This window comes from Microvirga vignae, assembly GCF_001017175.1.
Lineage (GTDB): Bacteria > Pseudomonadota > Alphaproteobacteria > Rhizobiales > Beijerinckiaceae > Microvirga > Microvirga vignae.
This window is the reverse complement of sequence record NZ_LCYG01000016.1, coordinates 101,508-123,323: the sequence shown is the minus strand read 5'-3', so window position 1 is coordinate 123,323 and position 21,816 is coordinate 101,508. Positions and strand designations below refer to the sequence as shown.

At 59.0% G+C, this 21,816-nt stretch carries 17 protein-coding genes; 6 read left to right on the top strand and 11 right to left on the bottom strand.

From position 1 onward, the window contains the following. Positions 1-242 precede the first annotated feature (242 nt). A complete protein-coding gene (locus tag AA309_RS05460; protein ID WP_052954488.1) occupies positions 243-572 on the top strand; it encodes a 3'-5' exonuclease in 330 nt (109 codons plus the stop codon). Between the two features lie 290 nt (positions 573-862). On the opposite strand, the gene AA309_RS05455 is transcribed toward AA309_RS05460, so the two are convergent. Then, positions 863-1,480 (bottom strand): hypothetical protein, encoded by a 618-nt coding sequence (locus tag AA309_RS05455; protein ID WP_047187976.1) that lies wholly within the window; start codon positions 1,478-1,480, stop codon positions 863-865. Positions 1,481-1,738: 258 nt separating this feature from the next. Beyond that, positions 1,739-2,098 (bottom strand): hypothetical protein, encoded by a 360-nt coding sequence (locus tag AA309_RS05450; protein ID WP_047187975.1) that lies wholly within the window; start codon positions 2,096-2,098, stop codon positions 1,739-1,741. 272 nt (positions 2,099-2,370) lie between these two features. Here AA309_RS05450 and AA309_RS05445 point away from each other — a divergent pair, with 272 nt between their 5' ends. Then, positions 2,371-3,642 (top strand): hypothetical protein, encoded by a 1,272-nt coding sequence (locus AA309_RS05445; protein ID WP_047187974.1) that lies wholly within the window; start codon positions 2,371-2,373, stop codon positions 3,640-3,642. A gap of 55 nt (positions 3,643-3,697) precedes the next feature. Next, positions 3,698-5,020 (top strand): phage tail tip lysozyme, encoded by a 1,323-nt coding sequence (locus tag AA309_RS34060; protein WP_052954487.1) that lies wholly within the window; start codon positions 3,698-3,700, stop codon positions 5,018-5,020. A gap of 141 nt (positions 5,021-5,161) precedes the next feature. On the opposite strand, the gene AA309_RS36085 is transcribed toward AA309_RS34060, so the two are convergent. After that, positions 5,162-5,491 (bottom strand): hypothetical protein, encoded by a 330-nt coding sequence (locus AA309_RS36085; protein ID WP_210166509.1) that lies wholly within the window; start codon positions 5,489-5,491, stop codon positions 5,162-5,164. Between the two features lie 595 nt (positions 5,492-6,086). Continuing rightward, entirely contained in the window at positions 6,087-10,085 is a 3,999-nt protein-coding gene (locus tag AA309_RS05430) for an NACHT domain-containing protein (protein ID WP_047187973.1), read from the bottom strand. Between the two features lie 1,457 nt (positions 10,086-11,542). Here AA309_RS05430 and AA309_RS05415 point away from each other — a divergent pair. After that, entirely contained in the window at positions 11,543-12,616 is a 1,074-nt protein-coding gene (locus tag AA309_RS05415; RefSeq protein WP_150117396.1) for a hypothetical protein, read from the top strand. A gap of 3 nt (positions 12,617-12,619) precedes the next feature. Continuing rightward, positions 12,620-13,249 carry a hypothetical protein gene (locus AA309_RS05410; protein ID WP_047187969.1) on the top strand — a complete coding sequence of 210 codons (630 nt, stop codon included), beginning with the start codon at positions 12,620-12,622 and terminating at the stop codon, positions 13,247-13,249. Positions 13,250-13,510: 261 nt separating this feature from the next. Here AA309_RS05410 and AA309_RS05405 read toward each other — a convergent pair whose 3' ends face one another. From AA309_RS05405 to AA309_RS31695, 3 genes are all read right to left on the bottom strand, one after another. After that, positions 13,511-14,449, bottom strand: a complete 939-nt coding sequence (locus tag AA309_RS05405; RefSeq protein ID WP_047187968.1) for a HEAT repeat domain-containing protein — start codon at positions 14,447-14,449, stop codon at positions 13,511-13,513. 12 nt (positions 14,450-14,461) lie between these two features. Continuing rightward, positions 14,462-15,292, bottom strand: a complete 831-nt coding sequence (locus AA309_RS05400; RefSeq protein ID WP_150117395.1) for a COX15/CtaA family protein — start codon at positions 15,290-15,292, stop codon at positions 14,462-14,464. 412 nt (positions 15,293-15,704) lie between these two features. Then, entirely contained in the window at positions 15,705-16,709 is a 1,005-nt protein-coding gene (locus AA309_RS31695; RefSeq protein WP_052954485.1) for a hypothetical protein, read from the bottom strand. Between the two features lie 613 nt (positions 16,710-17,322). Here AA309_RS31695 and AA309_RS05390 point away from each other — a divergent pair. Beyond that, complete coding sequence (locus AA309_RS05390) at positions 17,323-18,420, top strand: ComEC/Rec2 family competence protein (RefSeq protein WP_047187966.1); 1,098 nt, start codon at positions 17,323-17,325, stop codon at positions 18,418-18,420. A gap of 77 nt (positions 18,421-18,497) precedes the next feature. Here the strand turns inward: AA309_RS05390 and AA309_RS34055 are convergent, their stop codons facing one another. The 4 genes from AA309_RS34055 to AA309_RS05370 all read right to left on the bottom strand — a co-directional run bounded on the left by AA309_RS34055 (position 18,498) and on the right by AA309_RS05370 (position 21,639). Further along, on the bottom strand, positions 18,498-18,689 hold the full coding sequence (locus AA309_RS34055) for a hypothetical protein (protein ID WP_150117394.1): 192 nt from the start codon (positions 18,687-18,689) through the stop codon (positions 18,498-18,500). Between the two features lie 513 nt (positions 18,690-19,202). Continuing rightward, complete coding sequence (locus AA309_RS05380; protein ID WP_047187964.1) at positions 19,203-19,733, bottom strand: hypothetical protein; 531 nt, start codon at positions 19,731-19,733, stop codon at positions 19,203-19,205. A 121-nt stretch (positions 19,734-19,854) separates the two neighbouring features. Next, the gene (locus AA309_RS05375; protein ID WP_160310405.1) at positions 19,855-20,697 is read right to left on the bottom strand and encodes a hypothetical protein; all 843 of its coding nucleotides are present in this window, start codon (positions 20,695-20,697) and stop codon (positions 19,855-19,857) included. A 633-nt stretch (positions 20,698-21,330) separates the two neighbouring features. After that, a complete protein-coding gene (locus tag AA309_RS05370; protein ID WP_047187962.1) occupies positions 21,331-21,639 on the bottom strand; it encodes a hypothetical protein in 309 nt (102 codons plus the stop codon). Positions 21,640-21,816: the final 177 nt, after the last annotated feature.

Here is a 21,816-nt window from a genome sequence, read left to right as displayed (position 1 = left end):
CTATGCATGACCGTAAGGGCAATTGCATAAGGCACGTGTTATGGGAGGTGCAACCACAGGTATTAGATGTGTCAAAACGCAACCTATGATCCTGTTTTATTGATCCTGAGCACCCATCGATATGCCACATGTAACAATGAGCTCAGGGAAGCAAAGCGCTAATCATAAAAGACTGCCTCCTTGTGGATTCTGTCACACGCCACAGCTAGAGCATCCTCCATGGCTCACTGGCACTCCTAAAATTGGTTTCTGTTGCAACCATTGGGCCGTACTTCGACCACGTCGTTCAAGACCTCATCGACTTCGTCGGCGACGACACGATTGTCGCTCACAACTATGCCTACGAGTACAACACCCTAAAGCGGGAATTCGAGCGCGCGGCTCGACCGGCTTATCCCCGGGAGCGCTTCCGCTGCACGATGGCGATGGCCAAACGCTCGGGCCTGCCTGGCAAGCTCCGGCAGGCGTGCGCGCAAGCAGGGATCAGCATTGCCCACCTCCGCGCCGAGCACGATGCGTTGAACGACGCAATGTTGGCAGCACACCTGTTTCTCAAGCTCAATCCGACATGATTGTAGCGGCGGTTCCCAGCGAACCAGCCTCTCTGGGAGCGGGTTCAAGCCGCATCGTCCTCATAAGGCACGGGTGCGGAGCTGCCATTGGCTCACACGCCACCTCCGTAAAGCGCTTCAGAGCGACGAGCGAACGTCCAGTGGCAGCCTGTCGATCACCAAGCGGCCGAGCCGATCGACGACGGGTCTAAGTCAGGGGCTCGGCAAATCCGATGTAACCCAAGCACGATCATTACGGTCGCCGGTTCGGTCGGGGCAGGATTCGGGGCCCACCCCGCATCAGCCTAGGGCTAGCCCCCACCGGCGGGATGCAGCAGACCGAGGTGCCAGCGCCGTCGGACAAAGGCCGGTTCGTCGGGCCAATCTCGCCACTTCAGGACAAACAGGTCGTGCCCTTTGACGTCGGTCACGACCGATTCATACCAACCGTCCATCGGTGCGGTCGTGGCCAGGACCACACTGCCGACGCCGATGTCGGCCCAACTGCACGGAAGACCGCCCGTCGCGGGCGAAATCTCACTCGCGTGAGCAGCTGTGCTGGTCGGCGCTGCCTCGACAGGGTTCTTCTGTGTCGAGCCAAGATCCGATCGCCCCGATCCCGCCGGGGGCTTCTGTTCCGACACAGGCTGACTGAGATCTACGAGTCGTGCATACAGTTCTGCCCGCACCAGCGGCACGAATGCGCGCCCGCTAGCGAACACCCTCCCCGGAGGCAGTTGCGCCGCCACCGCGCGGTGTTCGTCGGTCGAGACGGGTAAGATTTGCATCTCCATCAGCGTGGCTGCTTTCTCAGCGAGGCTGGCCTCACCGCAGCCGAAGAACGATGCATGCGGTTTGCCGGTACGATCGCGGCCGAACACGATGATGGCCGGATCGGTGTCCACCGGAGCGATGTCGGGTTTTGCCATGACTGCCTCCAGATATGGCGAAGGGGCCTATTGGCCCCCTTTCGGCGCGATTACTGTCGCCCCCTATCATATCCGATGTATTTATCTTTTAAGTCCATGTATATGCATGCAGCTACCTCACACATACAGTCGAAAAATAGCTTACATCAGGGCACATTCAACCAAACCCCGCGACTGACTATTTATGAATACTACCACAAGACTTAAAAAAGTCAAGCGTTTTCATCGCGTTAGCTGATTTCCAGCGAACTTGGCCGTTCAGGCTTGGCCGTTTTTCAGGGGGGCTCGGTCGCACGTGCGGAAGGCCGGACAATACCAATTCCCGCAGCGGAACCGGTCGTCGATGCGGTTCCCGTTGCAGATGTCGAGTTCGCCTTGGGCGCAAAACCGCCAGACGGCGTGTTGGACGAACCACGGGAAGACACCGGAAAGTTCGGCGCAGCCGCCGGGGCCGTAGCACGAGGCGCCATAGTCGTGCTCGGCGCCGAACCGGTGCAGGATCCCGGTGCGGCGGAGAAAGTTGTGAACCAGCGTGTCCACGGCGACCATGCTCGCGCCAGCGGCGATCCAGCGGTCCCGCCCGGGATCGCCGGCGAGGAGAAGGTCGGCGAGTTCCACTGACCACCCTTCGCTGCAACGCTGCATATATATCCCACCCAAGCACTCGGCATCCGGTCATGCAGCAGTGGGTCGCCATGCTCCACATCAGAGTTCAGTCGCGGCAAGCCAGCATCCTTCAGGGCAAAAGAGTTAGATGCACAAAAAGGGCGGTAGGCTTTTTGAATTAGTTCCATCATCGGCAACAACTCTTTTGCGTCCTGCCCTAATAAGGACTTGCCGCAGCAACAGTCGCGATTGATCCTCGCGATATACGCTGGTGGGGGTGGTCGATGCTCAATGCATTGCGCTGCAAAACAAGTCCGCTGCTGCTCTGTGCATTTCTGTTGGCCGCCTGCAATACTGTCGATCGGAGAAACGGCCTTGGCCCGGTTCTGGACGCTGCCGCCGTCGAGCGCGCAAGCGACAACAGAACCCGCCTCCTCTCGGCATTGGCACAGGATGCATACGTAAGCTTGGACGGATCTCCCGACTGGCACCTCGTGGCCGAGGCGGGCTTCAACTTCATTGACGATGAGTGCAGAGCTTACTTCAGCGAGCTTTTCCTGCTCGAGCGCCGTAAAGAGCGGGCGAAGGCGGTTCTTGGGTCTTTCGGTCAAACTACAGCTGCCATCGCCGCAATCACGGGGGCTTCAGCCGTCAGTCTGGGCGTGATTGCTCAAGCGTTCGGGTTTGGCGTCACTGCCACAGAGCTCGCGGCAGGGAGCTATCTCTATCGACTTCCCCCAGCGACTACCGAGGAATACGTAAACAAGCTCCAGCAGGCCTTTCGCGACGGTGCGGCTGCCACACGGGCCAGGACGCCTACTGCGGCCTACCACCTGATACAGCAGTATCTTGACCTATGCCGGCCGCCGAGGATCGAGGCGGAAATCGCCAAGCAGATCAGTTCTACGACGGCCCTTCCCGTAAGACGCGGGCCGGGATCATTTTCGGTCGAGACGGTGAACCTTGGAAGACTTCCCATTACACGTCGGGACCTCCCTGATGTTCTCATCAGTGACCCAGTCAAGCCCCTGCCCCGAGCCCGAACCGCGCCGCCACCTCCCCCGGAGGACACTCGCCTCACCCAGACTGAGCAGCAAATGCTGTCGTCCGAAATAGAAGCGATTCAGGTGGCGCTCTGCGTGGCGCCGGCTACTGGGCGCTTGGGTCCAGTTGGGTCGCCGACTCGAGTCGCAATTCGCAACTTTTTTGCTGGGACCGGCGCGCTGAGTCCTCCGCAAACAGTCGATCGTGAGGTGAGGGTCGCACTGAACAAAGCCACGAACGAGGTTCCGAGCTGCTCTGGCACAGGGTTTAAAAACTCTTACGAGGTCGGCGCCTATGGGGTTCCGGCGGCGAGCAGAGCCGACCGGATCAAAGAGTTTCAGCGGGGTCTGAACGATAAACTCCGACGAGAGGGCATGCCTGTCGTAGCGGAAACTGGAAAGTTCGACCGAGAGACCCGCGCGGCGATCGCGAACCTTCGTCAGAAAATTCGCAGTTCGACCCACCTGGGAGATCAGGTCGACGCCAGCTTCGAGGAGGTCATTCGGCCGTAGGTGACGCTCTCCTCGATGCACCCGGAGTATACCTGTCGATCCAAGGAGACGTAGTATGCATGTTATCAAGGTAACGAGGACGCTGCGGAACGAACCCGATGGCGCGCCCACCGGCGTACCGGCACGCTTGGGGAACAGGGCCGAACTGCTTGAGACGAGAGAAGGCTGGGCTAAGGTGAGGCTCATTGATGTGTTAGGCGAGCCCGAGGGCTGGGTGAGTAAGGACGCCGTAGGCGAGCTCGAGGCTGCTGCGGGTCCTATCGACAAAGCGGCGTTCGCCAGGACCTGCTGGCGCGAGGCCCTGTCCTTCGGGGTGAACCCGCACTACCTCGCTGCGGTAGCCGAACTGCGGTCGCGAATAACGGATGGCCGGCAGGGCAATGAGTACGGCCCGTTCCGTTTCGCCCAGGTGGAGTGGGACGCGAACCGCACCAATGCGGAACACGACATCGATTTCACCGCCGCCGACATCTTGGACTGGGGCTCGCAATGTGTGGTGTTCGCCGTGATGACGCAGCGCGCTCAGGAAGCCTTTGTAAAGACGATGGCAAGGGATCCTAATGCGGTTGAGCTGTATCTGACACAGATGGTTGGAACGGCGGCGGGAGCCAGCTCACTACAGAAGCCCGACGAGGCGATCGATATCGTTCTGGCCGCCGTCTCGGACAAGGATCTTCCGATCGGGCTAACCCGCGATGAAGTCCTTCAACGCTACAGCGGACATCTGATGAGCCCAAATGGAGCGCCATTGAAGGTCTCGCTGGTACTCGAGCAGTTGGCATCAGCTCTAAAGACCGCGTTGGACGCCATGCGTCCTCTGATCATCGAAGCTGGCAACGACGTTCTGGACGATCCGGCCATTCGGACGGATGTGCTGGAAGATGCTGGGAGACCGACCTCCCCTGCCTCTCCGTCCTCTACGGACGGCCTGTTCAGATCCAAGGCACCGAGGATTATGGCATTGCTCATGAAGGATTTCGGCTTCGAGGACTTTCAGGCGGCCGGAATCTTAGGGAATCTCGGTCACGAAACCGCAGGCTTTCGTCTGTTGCAGGAGGTCCGGCCGAGGAGTGGACGGGGTGGGTACGGATGGGCCCAATGGACCGGATCTCGTCGCGTCGCTTTTGAGGAGTTCTGCCTCCGCCAGGGGCTGCAGCCCTCCTCGGACGAAGCGAATTACGGATTTCTCCGACACGAGTTGACCAATACGTCGGAGCGGAAGGCAGTGCCGGCCGTGCGGGCGACGAGGTCGCTGAAAGAGGCCGTTCGGGTCTTCCAGGAGGAGTACGAAAGAGCAGGCGTGATCAACTACAAGAGCCGAGAGGCATGGGCCGGCCGCGCCCTGGAAGCGTTCCTGAAGCAAGGAGCCGGGCACTGAACTCCATGCTTGGAGGCTCGCCTCACGCTTCTTCCTCCCAGCGCCGCTGGAATCGGCTTGGGTGCCGGCGCTCTCAGGGACGCCGGCCTCCCGCCGGCAGCATACATGTGGCCTTAAAGCAACCAGGCCCGCAGTTAAGCGTTACAGCGTCAGATGGATATTGATGAACCGATATAGATGTTCAAATTCCCTATCTGCCGGTTGGCCGGCTGCCTCGTAGGAGCCGCGCTGTCGATGCTCACGGGACCGACGCGAGGCGATGAATTTAAGGGCAAATGCCGCCTGGAAGTCGATGGACGGATCTACATGGATTCGAGATGCAGCATCACCCGTGGGGCTCAGGACGGAAGTTTCTCGATCGGGACGGGTGAAACCGCACGGGAAAAGTATTTCGCTTTCGTACAAGTCGATCCGGAGACTGGCATGGGCAGCGGGTATTGGAATGGTGTCGAAGCGGAGAGCCACGCTCATGAGGACCTGGGGACATTGGTTCGGAAAGGGGCATGCTGGGTAAATGATCGCGCCAGGGTATGTGCTTGGAGATGACTTGACCTCCGGGTACATCGCGCACAAGACCAGAAGCCTGGCACAGGAGGTGGGCTTGGAGCGCTAACCACACTGGTGCATTGCACGTGCGCTCTCTTCAACACCACAGCCTGGCGACTCGGGCGCCTGGTTGTATTCGAGGATCGGAAGCAACCAAGTCGAACTTTGCGGCATCCTTTTGGCGGGGACGGATTCAATGGCTACGCCTTCACCGCTGGCGCTCTCAGTGCCTTGGCCGCAGGACACGGGCTGCACTTCGAGAAATTCTGACGGCCGGCGAAACATCCGCCTCATATCCGTCCACTAAAAAATCCGAGTTCCGGCAAGAGCCAGCGATGAACCCTCTGGCCCTGCAAATGATGAAATCTGAACCGCGTGTCAAAATTTCGCCGCCTGGGTGCTGCTGAGACTCTAAACGCGAAGGGATGAAACCTCAGGGGCATCAGGTGGCTACACATGGATCCGGCCGCTCCACATCCAGACAGTGTGCTGAATATCGGGAGTGCCGCGGACGAAAAATCTATGCCACTGGCATTTCTGCCAAGCTGCATTGAACCGGCAAGTTTGCCGCCCGCACCGTCGATGCAAAGCGCTCCAACAGCTTAACTTCAAGAAACAGAAGTCGCCGTACACCGAACTGCTCTACGAGCACACGGAGATTTTTAGAAAGCATCAGATTTGTGCTCTCGCAGAACTTCAGGTCGTACTCCGCGTCCCGATCCTTCTTGAAATTGCAGTGTCCGTACACCCGATCCGGCTGGCCTAGTGTCCATAGCAAAATGGAGCATTCGTCAGAACGGTTTGCACCTAAAATCCGTTCTCCCAGTTCCTTGTCCCCGTTGAGCCCTTCGATCGAGTATTTCTGGCAATACATAGGAAAAGGATAGGCCGCCCGTTGAACTCGGCTCAGCACGATGAGCCTTGGATCGTAGTCGACGTCGCCTGTCCAACCCAGCGGCCAGGCATGCCGCTTCGTGTGATCCCTGGCCGCAACGATGTCGCCGCGGCCCGGGAGAGCACGTACTAAAGCATCAAGATAGGGAACGGTGTAATATCGGAGCTGCTCAAGCTGCTTATCCTCGACAAGCCTTCTCAGCATCTCCTGAGCCGATGCCGGGTCGTCGATAGCAAGATAGCACAGGGCGCGGTTTGACCTGCAAATGCTCAGGTATTCACCCTGTCCTTGCTCGTCGGGGATCAAAGCGAGCGCTGCAGCGGCCGCATCCCGCAAGGCTTTCCGGTCACCCTGGAGGCCTCTGGAAAGACCCTCAAGGTAAGTGAGAAACGGCTCTTCCGGATCCTGTTCACGGAGGCTGGCGATTTGGCGGTCAGCATCCGAGAATGCCCCCGCCTGCAGCATCGCTTCAGCTCTCTCTGAAACGTATGGTGTGGACTTGCCGCATTGTTCGATCAACTTGCTGTATTCCGATATAGCTTCAGCGAAACACCCTATGGCACGCAAGGCCTTCGCCATGTTGTGACGAGCCGCAATATAGAATGGATCGGCGCGCAGCAGCCCTTCGGATGGTGGCAGCGCACGAAAATCGGCGACGGCGTCACCAATCTGGCCGAGGTGAAAGGATAAACTGCCTCGAAGGATCAGCGCCAGCTCGCGGGAACTGTCGTCCCTTACAGCCGCGTCGAGCCACCCCCGAGCCTCGTCGAATAGCCCGGCGATCCTAAGGATCTCAGCTGCGTATAGGTGAAACCACTTCGGTGCAATGTACTCTCTCGTCTGCAGCACATCCTGTACAGCCGCAGGGATATCGTCATACGCCCACCGAATGAACGCACGTTGGCATCGTGCAAAGGTATTGCTCGGCTCAAGTTCAAGGGCTTCATTATACGCGGTCAATGCCTCCTCTGTTCTGCCAAGCAGCTGCATGCAGTGCCCATAGATAACCAGAGCCCATGCCGTTTTTGGCTGCAAAGCGAACAACTCCACAAATACCTGTAGGGCCTCCTCGTACCTGTCCAACTGATAGTTGAGGAACCCACGGCGCCGCAGAATACCCGGCCGGTGGGAGTTCCCGGCTGCATCGAAGAAGCCAAGCAGCAGTGAAGCAGTGTCAAAGTCCAGCGCCGATCCATATAGGACTTCCGCCGACCTGCGCCTAAGCGCGTACGGCACTTGTTCTGAGTGGACCACTTCTTTGAGCTCGCTGTACGCTCGAAGTGCTTTCAGTCCACGGAATGCGAGCAGGCGCATTTCAGGAGTGGACGCGCTGTTTAGCATTATGCCAAGTAGAGCGCCGCGATCCATCCTCTGCACGAGAACATTGATGCAGGCCCGCATCGCAGAAGGCTGGCCGGCGAACGATGGCAGTAGCCTGAGCGCCTGCTCAGGGTCTCTAATGCTGCGAAGCGTCACGGATAATTGTTGACTGGGAGATAGACGAGGGTCTGCTGCAAGCGCAGCCAGTACCGCAGGCCTTTCGTCCTCAGCAACAGCGTCGAGCAGCTTGTCCCAGTGGTCACCGACGATGAGTCCTTCTGTGGCGAGCGCGGCGAACAGATCCGGATCGGGCGCTTTGGCAAGAGCACTGATCAATTCCTTCCAACGGCCCGGCTCACGAGATGCCCAGTTTGCAAGGTCAAAGTATGCCGCATGTCCTTGGGCAAGCAATCCGGACGAACAGAGGCTTCGGGCGGCATCAGCTCGAACGGGTAGCGGGGCCTCTCGCTCGGCAGCGAGCCGGCTCAATCCGTCGTACGCTCCAAGCTCACGAAGATCCTCAATCGCATTTGCGCCGTGCTGGCCGAATTCGATAGCTGTGCCGATTAGATCAGCTGTTAGCTTGTCAATGTGCGGCCGCATCTCATCGTGGTGCATGAACGGCTTAAGTGCAGGCCGTAGCCGGTCGATTTTTGTAGAGTCCGCAGTCAAGAGGCGATTACAGATCCAGCCCTTCGAAAGGTCTCGGATAGAGTCGCAAAGATCCCGCACTACCTCTTCAACGAACGTCGGGTCGTCGATGTTCGCACCCTCCGAGACCGCAACTCCTACGAGCGCCAAGTCGTAGGGAGAGTTCGTGGACTTGAGCCGGCGAAGCAACGGCTCGACCGAGGCCTTCTCGCTGAGTATTGCTATCAAGAACAACACAATTTGGCGCCAAGCCACCTCGTGGCGCTTAGCCAAGATGCCGTCGATCTCGCGTTCATCCGCATCCTCGGAGAAGGCTTCGGCAGTGAGAAACTCGCGGAAGGTCGGATGCAGCCACTCGCATTGATACGGTGAGGTTCTGAGAACACCGCTACGGGTTCCTAAAAAGGTCAGAAGTCTTGAAGCGCGAAGCGTGGCAATCGATTTGGGAATGTTCAATTCTTTTTCCAGAACTCGGGCTACCAGAGCAGTTAGTTTGTTGAGATCGCTGCCGAAGTCGAGAGCCGAGCCTTCACCGCGGCCTTCGGTCATAGTGCGGGCGATCAGCCGAAGGGAGATGGGGATCAACAGAGGTGCGGCTTCGAAAAGCTCCGGGCCGAGATCCTCGTTTGCTCCCCGACTGAGGGCCTCCTGCCAAGTGTCGTTGACGAAGATCCGGTACAGTTCACTTTTCCGAACTGGTAAGCTACCCGAGCGCAGATACACGAGGGCCGCAATCGTGAGCAGTAAAGGCGTGCCGCCGAGTTCACCATTCGCGAAACGTGCGAACGCCTCCTCAAAGTCGCGTGAACGCTCGCCCAGCCAGTTCTTGGCTAGAAGCGATTGCTGCTCGCGCGAGAATGGCTGCACTTCAAATTGCTCCAGCAGCCTCTGGAACTGGCGCTCCAATAAAAATTCTGCTGGACGGCTGGTGATGAGAAGCGCAACATTTTGGCTCACTAGCGCTTTCAGCCAGACGAAGATCTCTTCCCGTCGCTCCGGGGGAACCTCGTCGAAGCCGTCGAGAAGAAAAAGCCAGGGTACGCCGAGCTGTTGCGGCCAAGCGTCCATGAACCCTGCTGGTGGACGAGGGCCGTCAATCTCAAGCTCGCGCGCGCGATCGATGGCACGCCAGATTCGATCTTCGCGGCTTGCGCCCTCAACCTCTGCGTAGCTTCGCAAGCGAATGGGAAGTGCAATATAGCGCTGATCCAAGCCGACCGAATGCGGATCATCCCAGGCGTGCCGTGCGATCTGGCGGAGAAGTGTTGATTTTCCGGAACCGGGCGGGCCCTGTACAAGGATTTGCTTCTTGCCGCGTCTAAAGACAGACCGAATCGCGTCTGAGATCATCAGTATTTCGGACGTGGCGTCTAGGGTCTTTCCCCTGAGAGGGATGTAGACATCATCAAGCGTGGTGGTCTCAGGGAAGCGCGACCTTAGAACCTGGTACGGTGATGCGCAGTAGCCTCTCAACGCAGAGAAATAGCTGCGTGCTGCGCGCGCGAACCCGCTGTCCGTGACGGCCTCTAGAAGGTTCTCCAGCAAATCACGCGTTTTCTGCTCATCAAGGCCTGCAGTGACTATAATATCTCGGCCCGCGCGGGCTCCGTCTGCGGAGGCGTATTGCCCTGTCGCTGCCTCATCTCTGGTCATCGTAGCCACTTGAGACGTCTACGTCACGCCCAGCCGTGGACCGGTTCGCTGAGGCTTCACCTCCTGGACCTGTTCTGGCCTTTATATCGCGCCCCGCCTTTGCACCTTCAGCCGTCGCGCGCGGCTTGTGTTGGCCAGCTTTGAGACCCGTGTTTCCAAACAACGTCAGATTGATGAAACCGAGATTTCCGGCAAGCACCAGAACAACAATGATCGCAACAACGGCGACCGCTGTAATGAGCCAAGCAGTATCTGTCATCGCAAAGCCCTCCCCTTAAAAATACTGCGAAGGCTCGGCTTGCGTCAATGCAGTCGGATTAACCTGAAGAGGTAGTATCCGCGGATGCTGATCCGCCAAGCTTACGTGGACGGCCGCTGGATCAGATTATGTCAGATTATGATGGGCGAGCGCCGCTCAGGAACGCACGCACTTCGCTGCAATCCGGAGCCATGGATCGCCAGACGCCGCGTCAGGTTTTCCCTCAGCACCGCGGGCCCGCCGCCATGCGCATTACCATCCATGCGGCTAGAGAGGATGCATGTTGCTCCGTCCAGCGGTTGACCAGACCAAGCGACCTTTATTGAAGGATGCCGCAGTTGCATGGTGAGGCTGTCGTTGCTGCTAAACGGCCGAGCTTTGGTGCGGCGGCACCAGTTTGCTTCTACAAGCGTCATGAACCGCCCGCAGACTAGCAAGAGACCCTTCAGGTGAGGACTGATCTCCGTCATTCCGCAGGGAGCCTCGCTCCGGCCGAGAGTAGAGCCGGCCAAACCCGTCTTTCGGCCCTAGGCCCGAGTTGTCGTCGCCGAGCACAGGAGATGGGGCCAGGCGATTTTGCAGTCCCGAGGGCCGTGTGCGCGCCAGGGTCCTGTAACCGGTCAAGCTGTCGTCGCACGCTGGGCCTATGACCAAGCACTCGTACTCGCATCCGCCGGCGACCGAATTGATCTATAAGCAAAACATTGATCTACAGCAAAACGCGTCCAGTCGGAGCCGGCGCGGCTTCGCTACCTCCCAATCCGAGAACCGCTTCCAGCAGCAAGTCGACGTCAAGATCTGGGCACGCTGCTGTAGTGGCGGGCACGCAGTGATCACCGGCCTCAAACCGGGCAAGGCTGGACATTTTCAGGCACTGACTGCTTAATGTTCCATCGTCACCGCAAGATTTCGTGCGGGATACGACTTCCAGTGTCTGGAGGACGATGTGCCCACAAAGCAGCGAACATTCAGGCATATTCGGCTCCAGGCGCAACCGTGCGGCGGAGACGCACTGTTCCGGCACGGAGGTGCGGCGCGCGGTCTTACGGTCTGCCTTATTAGAGCGATGAGACGCCTGTTGGCCCTGCTCACCGTTGCCGTGCTGCTCAGTGCTTGGCCGCTTGACCAGACGACGGCGCGACGCGGATCGCCTGAGCGCCCGCCCGAACCGCCTCAGGTCCAGCATGGCCCATCGTACTTGAAGTCCGAGACCAAGGCTGCTCTGAGGGATGTACTAGCCACCGATCCGGCGCTGGCCGGCTTCGACACAAGCCAGTGGTCGTTTACGGAGCGCAGCTATCGAAGCCGAGACATTGTTCAAAGGTTCGCCGCGCTGATGCGCCACGACCTTCCCGGTAAACAGCCGCGGCTCACCTTCTTCCTTGACCGCGCGGTTTTCAGTGCGCCGATCGGCCGGATGGAAGAGGCTTGGAAGGGTAGCGGTGAAATCGCAGAGTTCCCCGATACTCCCGCTGCGATGGATAGCTTCTTCTCCATAAGGCGCGGCCAGACCATCATCGTGGTCAGTCATGTCGAAGACGGCGATTTTTCGCTCAATTACGGCACCGGATCAAGGATCTCAATCGCAGCGGCGCGCGACGCGGCGGCACGGCACGGCGTCTTCCTGGTGCCTGTGGGGTGCAACACTCTGACCTCAGGCGCTCCCTTCGGCTTCACGCGCAACATCTCGACGGAGCAGGTGGAGATATTCCTGCGCCACGCGGCCAGCGCCTCCACTTTTGCCGCATTGTTCAACGCGCTCGCGCAGGTGGGCTCGCTCCAGATCGATATCGCGCCCGTGGTCGGCCTGCTTACTGCGCTTGTCAGGGACACATCCACACTCAGCGACGCGATCAGCGTCGAAATTCCTCGGGAGGTCCTTAGCAATGTGTCGGGTTGGGACCAGCCGCCGGTCAATCCCGATAAGGACGGGAAGGTCCGCCTCTTTGTCCCTCAGCTGATCCACCCGATCAACCTGCCCTTCCCTATCACGGCTTTTGTCTGGCTGTGGGAGTGGGCACTTGTGTTGCTGGCACGCAGCAACTGGATGCAGAGAATCCGGGAGCGCAGTCGGTGGCTGCCCGCGGTCTTAGGGGCTTGCCGTGTCCTGCGGATCGCTCGGTGGGTCGGGATCTACATCTGCATGCTAGTAGCCCTCGTATGGAGCTGGCTGATGGGCCCTTGGCCACTCGTTATAATGTTGGTCATGCTGGGTTTCGCCCATGAAGCAGTTAAGAACGTCGACAGATGGACAAATGGCACAGTGAGGTAAGCCGTGACGCGCGAACGCTTTAGGGGCGGCTATCAGAGCTTGGTAACCGTCCTTGAGCGATGGGCTCCCACGGAAATTGCCGAACTTCGTCGGCGCCATGTCGCAGCCGCTTCACTGCTCAGCAGCAGCCGTGAGTTGGGAGAAGCCCAGGATGCTGGATCAGCCGCGCCCGTATCCGGCGATGGTACTGTGCTTCTGGACTTGGCCAGGGCCAGCCTTGCCCCCCTGCGGGCGCGGGTGGATCGCTTACTTGAGCACGTTCTGCGGCGCATGACTCTCGCCTCACGGATTAGGCTATTCGGCGCCGTTGCCGCAGCCGCCTCGGGACTGGTTGCCGCTCTGCTGGTCTACACTGGGTCGGAGAAGGGCACGCAACTCGCCACGGCCTGCTTCAGCTTCGTTGGCGGCTTAGTCACGGTCCTGGCCGACCGAGTCATTCAGGCGCCGAGCGGCCTCCCGATTGCCTCCAGCGACGTGTATACGAAAATCTTGGCGATGCGGCTTGACATCGAGCGCATGGCGCTGCGTCTCGCACGCGCCGTTCCGACCCCGCTTTCCGAGAGTGACCTTGCGGACATCCTGAATAGGCTCGATGAGATCGCACTGGACCTGATCCGCTACGAGCGCTCTTGACAGCGCCACGGCGCGACGAAGCAAGGTCTTTTTGAATTCCGCTCGCCTCCGGCTTTTCAGTCGGTCTGCGTTGAGATATCATTCCTTCTGAGACATGAAGAGGCTTCTCTCGACAGCAGTGCTTCGCATCATACCAATTGCGCCAGATCAGCACCTCAGGCTCCGACGTTCGCGCTTGAGGATACACGAACTCAGCCGGCTGAACTGCAGGAATAGAATGGCGCGCAGACCACTTCTCACTCCACTAAATGGCCCTTCTCCCTATTCGGTACTCAACAAGGCTTTAAGCTCGGCAGCATCAAACCTGTCGATGGTCGGGAGACGCTCGACATAAGTTCGGGTTATGCCCGCCAGCTTTTTTGCCGGAAAGTAGGCGTCGACGATGGCGTTGCGTTCGCGCGAAAAGATAAATTGGTAGACATATACCTGCTGTTCGTCAGAGACCAATTTTTCCATTTGGGCGAGCTGAGTCACTGCGCCTTTCTTGTCGCCGAGCAAGCTATCGTTGAGCGCGCGATAGAATAAGCCATCCTCCAGCCACTCGGATTTGACGAACGCCCCGGCGCGAGATTTGTTGATGAATTCGTCGAACACACCGTTCGATTCGACCACGAGTGCCCGTCCGTTTGGATGGCCAAGGCGATACGCCCTGGTGAGATACTGTCCAAGGTAGAAGTTTGCGTTTTCGGCGTACCGGCTCCTTCCGAAGTCCGAGTAGACACGCCTGAAGCAATCTTTTGTCCGTGGTAGATCGGAGATGACGTCATTGTTATAGTCTTGGATGCAGTCCCAATACATGCCTTCTGCATTGTTCAGGGCGTCATCCAGGGACCTCTTCAGCGTCTCGTCCTCGGCACGATTGTACAGGCTGTAAAGCTTTTGGAGAGCGCCCTCGTGGTCTGTAGCTCTCCAGCGAACCTTGGTTTTGCCCAACGCCACAGCAATTCCCAATTGGACTCGGTAATCTTTGTCATCAAGCGCACGGACCAGGGCATCTACAGCCGGGGCGAGCTGGTCACGCGGGATCCGGTCGAGTGAAATCGCCAGATCGTCTCTTGCGTTGCGTCTCTCGGCCGTGATTCCGGACTGCAGTTTTCGGGTCAGGTTTGGCAGGTCGGGGAACACCTGGCCACCCACTGGCGAAGTAGATGCGATCGAAACGAAGCAGAGCATGAAAGTGGTGAAGGGTGGCCGCCACATTCAACTACCCTCCTAACTCTGGACCCGCTGGAGAAAGAGCCTCAACTGCTGCTGTTCTCGTAAGTAAATGAGGCGATCGATCTCGTATCGGGCGGCTTCGGTCTCCACACGCTCTGGAGGAGCTGTCCGATCGAGCTCCAGCCGGATGGGTCCGCCATTCGCCAGTTGTTTGATGGGAATGATGTGACGATGCCCTTCCTTGCGGGCCGTCTTCTCGTCAGGATCTGATTCGTACTTGACCAACACGTCGCGTATTGGCCGGTCATTCAGATTTACTGTGACGATCAAGAGCTCCTTTTCATTAAGCTGCTGCAGGCCGGCCAAAACCCTGTTCAATTCCTGCTGCAGCCTGTCCCGTTCGCTTTGAAGCTTTTCTCGATCGTTCTGGGTCAGATCGAACTGTCTGAACTGGTCCGATGTGATCCACCAGAGTGCCGCGAACACGACGATGCTTCCACCGAGAACGATAGTGGGCTTTTGAATCGCACCCACCGCACGCAGGACGCCTACAAGCACCAGCGTTAGAAACAACAAAATGAACAGATACTGCCAAAATCTAGCTTGATCGTAGTAGATTATAAGCACGAAGAACGACCCGAGTGCGGCCGCCATGATTAAGATGATGACGGCATACTCGATAGATGAAAACTGTTCATGTCTCGGAAGTTCCAGCGGCTTCCCGCCGCCACCTCCTACAGCAGTACCAGGATCCGCAGTTGAACCTGGCGCATGGCTGCCTGGTGGAAGTCTAGGCGGCTCCTGGCCATTGCCTTGCGCACCGATACTCGGCTTGTCGGTCGCAGTTGGATCCTGCTTGCCGGGCGAACGTTCCGATTGATCCATTTTCCGCCTCGCGAGATCTTCTAGGGAATCCTATGCTATTCGTTGTCCCCGAGCCATTGCGACGGGTCTGTCAGACGCGGGAAATGTTGGGGAGTTGCTCCTAACTCTTTCGGCTATCTTCCTTGAGCGACAACCATACGGCTCAAGAGAATCGGAGCGCCGCACTGGAAGTGGGGCTCTGCGGGTTTCTCCGACATTGACGTGCGGACCGCAAACTTTGCGGCGGCCGGGCACGACTGCCGTACCGCCACTCGGCACATTGGTGTCAGTGGTTCGTCATCAAGCCGACACAGCATCGGAACTGGTCAGGCTCACCCGCCCCGACGGACCCACGGCTATGACAAAGTGGGGCATGACCTTTAGCAGAACGCATTTCCAGCGGCCTTGTGTCCACATGCGTCCATCCGAGGCTCTAGTCGTGAGGCTTTAGGCAGATCCGTTCACAGCCGTCGAACCAAGGGCAGTACCGGTTCTGGCACCGCATCGCGTCGTTGATCCGGGTTCCGTTGCAGATGTTGAGCCCACTTTCGGCGCAGAAGTGCCACAACGCGAATTGGATAAAGCGTGGAAAGCAGGCTGGAAAGTCAGAGTTGAACTCACGAGCGTCGATGTGGCGAGCCAACCCCCTGATAATGGCAGAACATCCTCTGGGCGCATAACACCCCTCGCCATAGGCATGGTCCGCATTCAGTCGCCTAAGCACCCCGGTGCGATGCATGAAGTTGTGAACCAGCGTATCAACCGCAATCATATGGGATCCCGTGGTGACCCATCGGCCGCGGGCCGGATCAGCCCCAAGCAGGAGGTCCGCCAGCGCCATCGACCATAGCTTCTCGCCGATGCCATAGACATTGGCGAGCGGATCGAGCAGCGCCCGTCCCATGCGCACCGCGCGGTCAGGAGCCCCCGGTCGATCGGCAGCGGCGAGGCGATGGTCGATCCACCGCACCAGATCGCCGCCGCAGACATCGCGGATGAACAGGAAAAGGCCGTAGGCGGCCTGGTTGAGGCGCCCGTTGCGGAGCGGATGGGCCGCCAGCGGACAACGGTGCACGAGGTGAGGCTCCGAGCAGGTCTGCGCCGTCTTCACGTACCGACATTCGTGAAAGTGCCAGTAACTCGTGAGGCGGCGGCATTCCGGCCCTCGGGCCAGCGCCGCGTCGACGTCGGCCCAACGGACCGTTCCGTGTTTCGCTGCATAGGCGAGCGCGACCCGGTCCGAGACGCCCTGAAGCTGAACCAGGCTCATCAGCCAGTCGAACACCGGCCCCGGTTCGTGCCGCGCTACTGCATCCTGGACCCCCGCTGCTGCGAGGGACGCACCGACGTCGTCGAGAAACGAGGCAGGCGCGAGCACAAGGGCGGGCCGGGCGGCCGCCCGAAAGAAGTCCCAGCGGTTCGCTTCATCGAGGTTCATGCCATGCCGCCACCTAAAGGGCCTCATGTCGTACACGGCCCGCAATAGGCGCTGTCAAGCAGGCATGCCGGCCGCTTACGACAGCGCTTGCCACAAGGCCCCTCGACCACGGGTCCGGCAGCCGAATCCCGTCCCGGCAGTCCACGCCTCCCTGCCCGGCGGCTCTGTCAGGATCTGTGTTGCTGCGGTGAAGCGCTCTGCCCGTCAGGTATCCGGCCCGGTGGCGCGTACTAGGTCACCACCCAACGCACCGGGCTGTCGTGGACCATGCCGCCGAGGCGACGAGGCAGCGTCTTGGCCCCGACGACCTGATTTGGCCTTGCCGGCGGGTAAGCTTATCCATAAATGCCTGGGGGAAATATCTTCAGGCTGCGGTGCAGTGGGGCGGCCGTCCGACTGATAGCCCTGCCATTGGGAGGATTGTGTCTTCTTCTTCTTTTTCTTCCCTCCGGGAATCTACACCAGCGGCGAATTCCCGAACGGACGGTTCATCGCACGGCTGACGCGGATAGACTCGCTCAGCTCCGCCCATCACGCGCGAATTTCGTTCGAGTTCGATGCAATCGACGCCGAGGGCATCGACGCGGCCGCCCGCGACATCAAGCAAGGAGCTGTGTCGCCGGAGTTCGGGCTCGTTCGGGTCGTTACGACGCTGAACAGGTTCACCGATGTTGCGGGGCGGCCTCCTCGGGTCGGGGACTGGTTCGCCCTCGACTTGGTGCAGGACAGCCCTGCGGTGCGCCTCCCTACCTGGTACGCCGGTCTGACGGAATTGGGCTACACGACCCTTGCGCGTGGCCATACCACATCGATCACTTTCCTGGCCGACGACGAAGCCGACGGTCCTCGCCCAAGCAGCTTGGGAGCAGCCGTCGCCCCGGCGCTTCAGCTTCCTCCGGATCTTGGACACGCTTGCAGCCTAAGCCCGTTTGTCCATCCGTCATCAGATGCTGCGATCAGCTCGCTCTTATCCAATCTGCCCGTTCCTGTGGAGGTCGTGGTCCACGATGTGGGCCAAGCGAATTTCACTGAAAGCAGGAACGCATCCGGAAGGGCCGTCTTCTTCTATGATGTCGGCCTTCCCATCTCGTTCAACGGCCATACGGCCCCGAAATCCTTGGCCTTCGATGCTAAGGGCACCGCACCCGTGATTCTGTCTCATTGGGATTGGGATCACCTTCACGCGGCCCTCAGTTCGCCTGCGCTGCTCGAGCGCCCCTGGATCGTGCCGCGGCAAAAGCTTGGTCCGGGAGCGGCACGGGTCGCGCATATCCTGGCGGCGAAGAACAACCTCCACGTCTGGACGGGCAGACACCTCCCGACGCCGTTCGGCTCTTTGGTCTCGGGTGGGGGCCCGTACGGTGACCACAACAACTCCGGCCTCGCCGTGCACGTGTCGCTGCAGGGCGGAAAGACGGCCCTGCTGGTCGGGGATGCGGACTACAACACTGTGCAACTTCCGGGAGGAATGCCGACGCTGGACTACTTGGTGGCAACTCACCACGGAGCAGTGTTTTCAGGTGGAAGCACATCAGTGCCCGCACCGACCGTACCCGGGAGGCCATACATCCTTTCGTACGGGACGAAGAACGTGTATCGCCATCCGCGCCAGCAGGCATTGATGGATCATGCGCGGGCGGGCTGGCGGCACGCGATCCCGACTGCGGGGCGGCGGGGGCAGCCTCGCGGCAACAGAGTGCTGGGACCCTAATGCAGAGCGTTCCTACCGGGCGTGTGGCAGGCCGCCCAAGAGAGCGGCCTCCAATCTAGGTGCGGCACTAGCAGGTATTAGCGGTATGGGACACTCAGATCGAAGAGATCGTCGGCGAGCATCTCCTGCACCATCGGCAACTGAACGCGGATCTGAACCTCAAGGTCCGCGACACCCCTTGGTGTCGTCTCGACCCAATATCGTCCTTCGAACGGTCCGCAGGACAGATAAGCTCCGCTGAATTCGGCCGGAATGATACTGATCATCATTTCGATTGCGCGAGCCCGCGGTATCCGAGCACCCCCTTTCCTTTGTATGGCCTCCCCAAGATGCCCCATGAACTCTAGCAAGGGCTCTCCACAACGAGAAGCCTCGGGATCTCCCTGTCTGGCCCACTCGACCCACCCAAAGATCTCGCACCAGTAGATTGGAGGAGTGGCTATGAATGCACGGTCTCGCAGATGTTCGAGCATCTCTTGCTTTGCCGTCAGTAGGTTCGGGTGTACGGCAATGCGAGGCTCCAGCGTGTCAAGCTGGCGAAACAGCCGAACCAAAAGCTCTCGACGGGTTGTGATTGGTGTTGGCTCGCTGGAGTTCCGTGGTGTACGATTGGATCTGGCACGGTGTCCGTCGATCAGTTGCTTAGCTATGACGCGTCTTGTGTTCATCATGGATGTCCTTTAGTGCAGCTCAATTAGTTCGGATCGCATAGCGGACCGCGATCTCGTCATTTGACGGTGCGGGCATGAAACGCAGGATCAGAGTCTTCGCCGCAGATGGTTTCAGTCGAGGTCAACCGGGTCTAGTGTGTCGGCCCGTGGCCGCTCCAACATGGAGCAGTCCTGCTCAATCTTGATCTTGACGTGAAGCTGCGTGCAGCCCGCCCTGGTCGTCTCCAGCCAGTATGTTTTACCGCGCCGGCTCTCAGTCACGACACCCCCCGCGACGAGCCCGAGGATTTCGATTGCCTCGCGGTTGGCGACATCGAGGGGAATGCCAGCCCGAAGCAACGGCGCCACCCGCGCGACGAATGCAACCAGGGTGCTGCTGTACGGCAGCTGCTCGGCGCTTCCCGCCAGGTTCGCGAACACGTGCCCGAGCAGCGTCGAGTCGGTCCGGTCGCAGCAGGGGCATCGCTCATCACCGTACAGGCTTTCGAGGATATGCTCCTCGACCAGAAATTCAGGAATCAGCCGAACGATGCATTCGGCCAAGTCGATTACCGCCTTCGGGTAGGGGCGCGTCTCCCCAGTCTGCCGCATGTATTCAACGAGCCGGTCGTAGAGCTGCGCTTCTGTCGTGATGACTTCCATAACCTGTGTCCTTCCTTCGTGATGGTGAGTGTCGAGGGTGCTTATGTCTTTACGCGGCACCGAGCGGGCATCGGCGGGCTGGCCTCGATCGGGAGTGCCGATGTGGTTCGACGGGTTGACGTTAAGAGGAGAGCTGGAGTCCGGTTCGCCGCCGCGGCACACGCCGTGTTCGGGCGCGGGCAGGAGGAGCGGACTGTTGCCGAGCCCGCTCGTACTTCTGGTAGGGCTCGAGAGCTTCAGCCTTGATAGCGTCATAGGTCGCCTTTCCTTCTTTTCCGGCGAACATGAGCTGATCCAGACAATACTTCGCGAGCACCACCGTCATCTTGGCGAGCCCCACCCTACGGTATGGCCGTTTCTTGTGCTTCCACCGCTCCGTCTTGACCTTGGTGACTTCCCCGGTCTCGGGATCGACGACCTCCTCGGCCTTCGGGTACACAAAGTGCTCCTTCATCGGAGCTTTCGTCATGTAGAGGGTCTGATCCTTGACTTCTTTGCGAGTCAGTAGCTTGTAGTGAGCAGGCCGCTTGTACGGGATTAGCGGCTCTTCCCGAGCATTCGTTGCGTCGACGATAGCTTTCAGCTCAAACTCTCGGATTCCCCATACGAGCAAGTGCGCGTGCCACGATACCGTTTTATCGGTTCGCCCTTGAACGAGTCCGAGGTTTGGATAGTGCGCAGCTTCAACCATTCCGATGAAGCTGCGGCCTTCGAGTTTCTGTCTCGCCCAAGCCTTCAGCCTTTCAACGTTGAAGTCTGCGGCTTCGTGAAAGGGCACGGCATACTTCCTTGGTGCCAGTGTCACGAAGAAAAAGGGCGTATCTTTTTGAACGCTCTTCACCAGCCTCCGAACATGCTCTCTTGCGATTTTAGCAAAGGCAATTCTCGAGTGGTTGTTGGTTGCGGGCAGGAACATGGCAGCGCGTCGTTTAAGCTGATCTTGAACATCAAGCGGGATCTCCATTGACCCCTTGCGCGGTTTCTCGACGTGCCTTTGGATTTCGTCGCCCCGTAGCTTGTGGGCAGTTTCGAAGCACCTCCATGTGGTAAGGCGCTCGCGTGCAGCCAGCTCGAAGGGGGTGGGGGGTCGTTTCGGCTTTTTGCGCTTTGAGGGTGTTGTCGGGGCAATTGGCGGCTTCAAATTGGGTTTTGACGGCTTAGTCATGAGTTTTTGATTGGGTTTGTGTATTTCAGGGTGAGTATATGCAGGGCGATCCGACGCACGGCAGCAGAGCTGAAGTGCATCGGGTTCAAATTGCGAGATCTTCGTCGTCGGGACGCTTTGGTCTGATGTGCAAAGGTCGCCGTTAGGATGCGCATCGACGCACCTAGCGAAGTCGTTGGCTGGCTCATGATCTGACTTTTGATGTGTTGGATGATGTGTTGGAGACTTCCCGCCACCTGGGCGTCAGGCATCTGCGGGAATGCGTCGGCAGGTTATGCTGCCGAAGGCTCAATCGAGGTCGGGACGTGCAGAGCCGCTGATCACGATGGGGATCGTTGCATCAGCGGTTCAGTTCCGATGAGGTTCGTCTGTTGGGGCGCTACAGTCGGCATACCCTGGCCGTGGTTCTTCCATTTGTTGGGCTGACGCCAACTACTGGTCATTGTATTTTTTGTAGAGCGCCAGAAGCACCTCGAGGAAGTCCGCCGCCGCTCTGAGCTGAACGATCAGTTTCGTCAGCCTCCGATTTGTATAAGCCAATGGCCTCAAATCGACCTCGTGCAGTTCCGCGAGTGTCGGAAAGTGCATTGTCAGACGAGGAAAATGGACATGCTTCGTCTGCTCTTTGTGTGATGGCCCGCGCTGCCGTCGCAGGGTCGGCTTAGAGAGATTCTTGTGCTCACCGGCCCTTTCCTGATCAAGCTGCTGGTGAAAGTGTACGCTAAAGTCTGTTTCCGTCATCACCCTGCTCCTTTCGATTTGGTGGGTGTGACGATCCTTTACGGAATACCGGAAGCATCGCTTCCACAGGGGAAGACGTTCCTTCGTGAGTTACGGCTCCCTGGCCGCTCGTTGTGTCATGGGCGTCGGCAAGTCAGAAATGTGAGTAGACTATTAATGGAAAGCCGCACGTGCAAA

What these genes read in the sequence shown, in the direction of transcription:
- AA309_RS05455 (WP_047187976.1), bottom strand. Translation starts at nt 1,480, where the DNA reads ATGGCAAAACCCGACATCGCTCCGGTGGACACCGATCCGGCCATCATC.
- AA309_RS05445 (WP_047187974.1), top strand. Translation starts at nt 2,371, where the DNA reads ATGCTCAATGCATTGCGCTGCAAAACAAGTCCGCTGCTGCTCTGTGCA.
- AA309_RS34060 (WP_052954487.1), top strand. Translation starts at nt 3,698, where the DNA reads ATGCATGTTATCAAGGTAACGAGGACGCTGCGGAACGAACCCGATGGC.
- AA309_RS36085 (WP_210166509.1), bottom strand. Translation starts at nt 5,491, where the DNA reads ATGAGCGTGGCTCTCCGCTTCGACACCATTCCAATACCCGCTGCCCAT.
- AA309_RS05430 (WP_047187973.1), bottom strand. Translation starts at nt 10,085, where the DNA reads ATGACCAGAGATGAGGCAGCGACAGGGCAATACGCCTCCGCAGACGGA.
- AA309_RS05405 (WP_047187968.1), bottom strand. Translation starts at nt 14,449, where the DNA reads ATGTGGCGGCCACCCTTCACCACTTTCATGCTCTGCTTCGTTTCGATC.
- AA309_RS05400 (WP_150117395.1), bottom strand. Translation starts at nt 15,292, where the DNA reads ATGGATCAATCGGAACGTTCGCCCGGCAAGCAGGATCCAACTGCGACC.
- AA309_RS31695 (WP_052954485.1), bottom strand. Translation starts at nt 16,709, where the DNA reads ATGAACCTCGATGAAGCGAACCGCTGGGACTTCTTTCGGGCGGCCGCC.
- AA309_RS34055 (WP_150117394.1), bottom strand. Translation starts at nt 18,689, where the DNA reads ATGATGATCAGTATCATTCCGGCCGAATTCAGCGGAGCTTATCTGTCC.
- AA309_RS05380 (WP_047187964.1), bottom strand. Translation starts at nt 19,733, where the DNA reads ATGGAAGTCATCACGACAGAAGCGCAGCTCTACGACCGGCTCGTTGAA.
- AA309_RS05375 (WP_160310405.1), bottom strand. Translation starts at nt 20,697, where the DNA reads ATGGAGATCCCGCTTGATGTTCAAGATCAGCTTAAACGACGCGCTGCC.
- AA309_RS05370 (WP_047187962.1), bottom strand. Translation starts at nt 21,639, where the DNA reads ATGACGGAAACAGACTTTAGCGTACACTTTCACCAGCAGCTTGATCAG.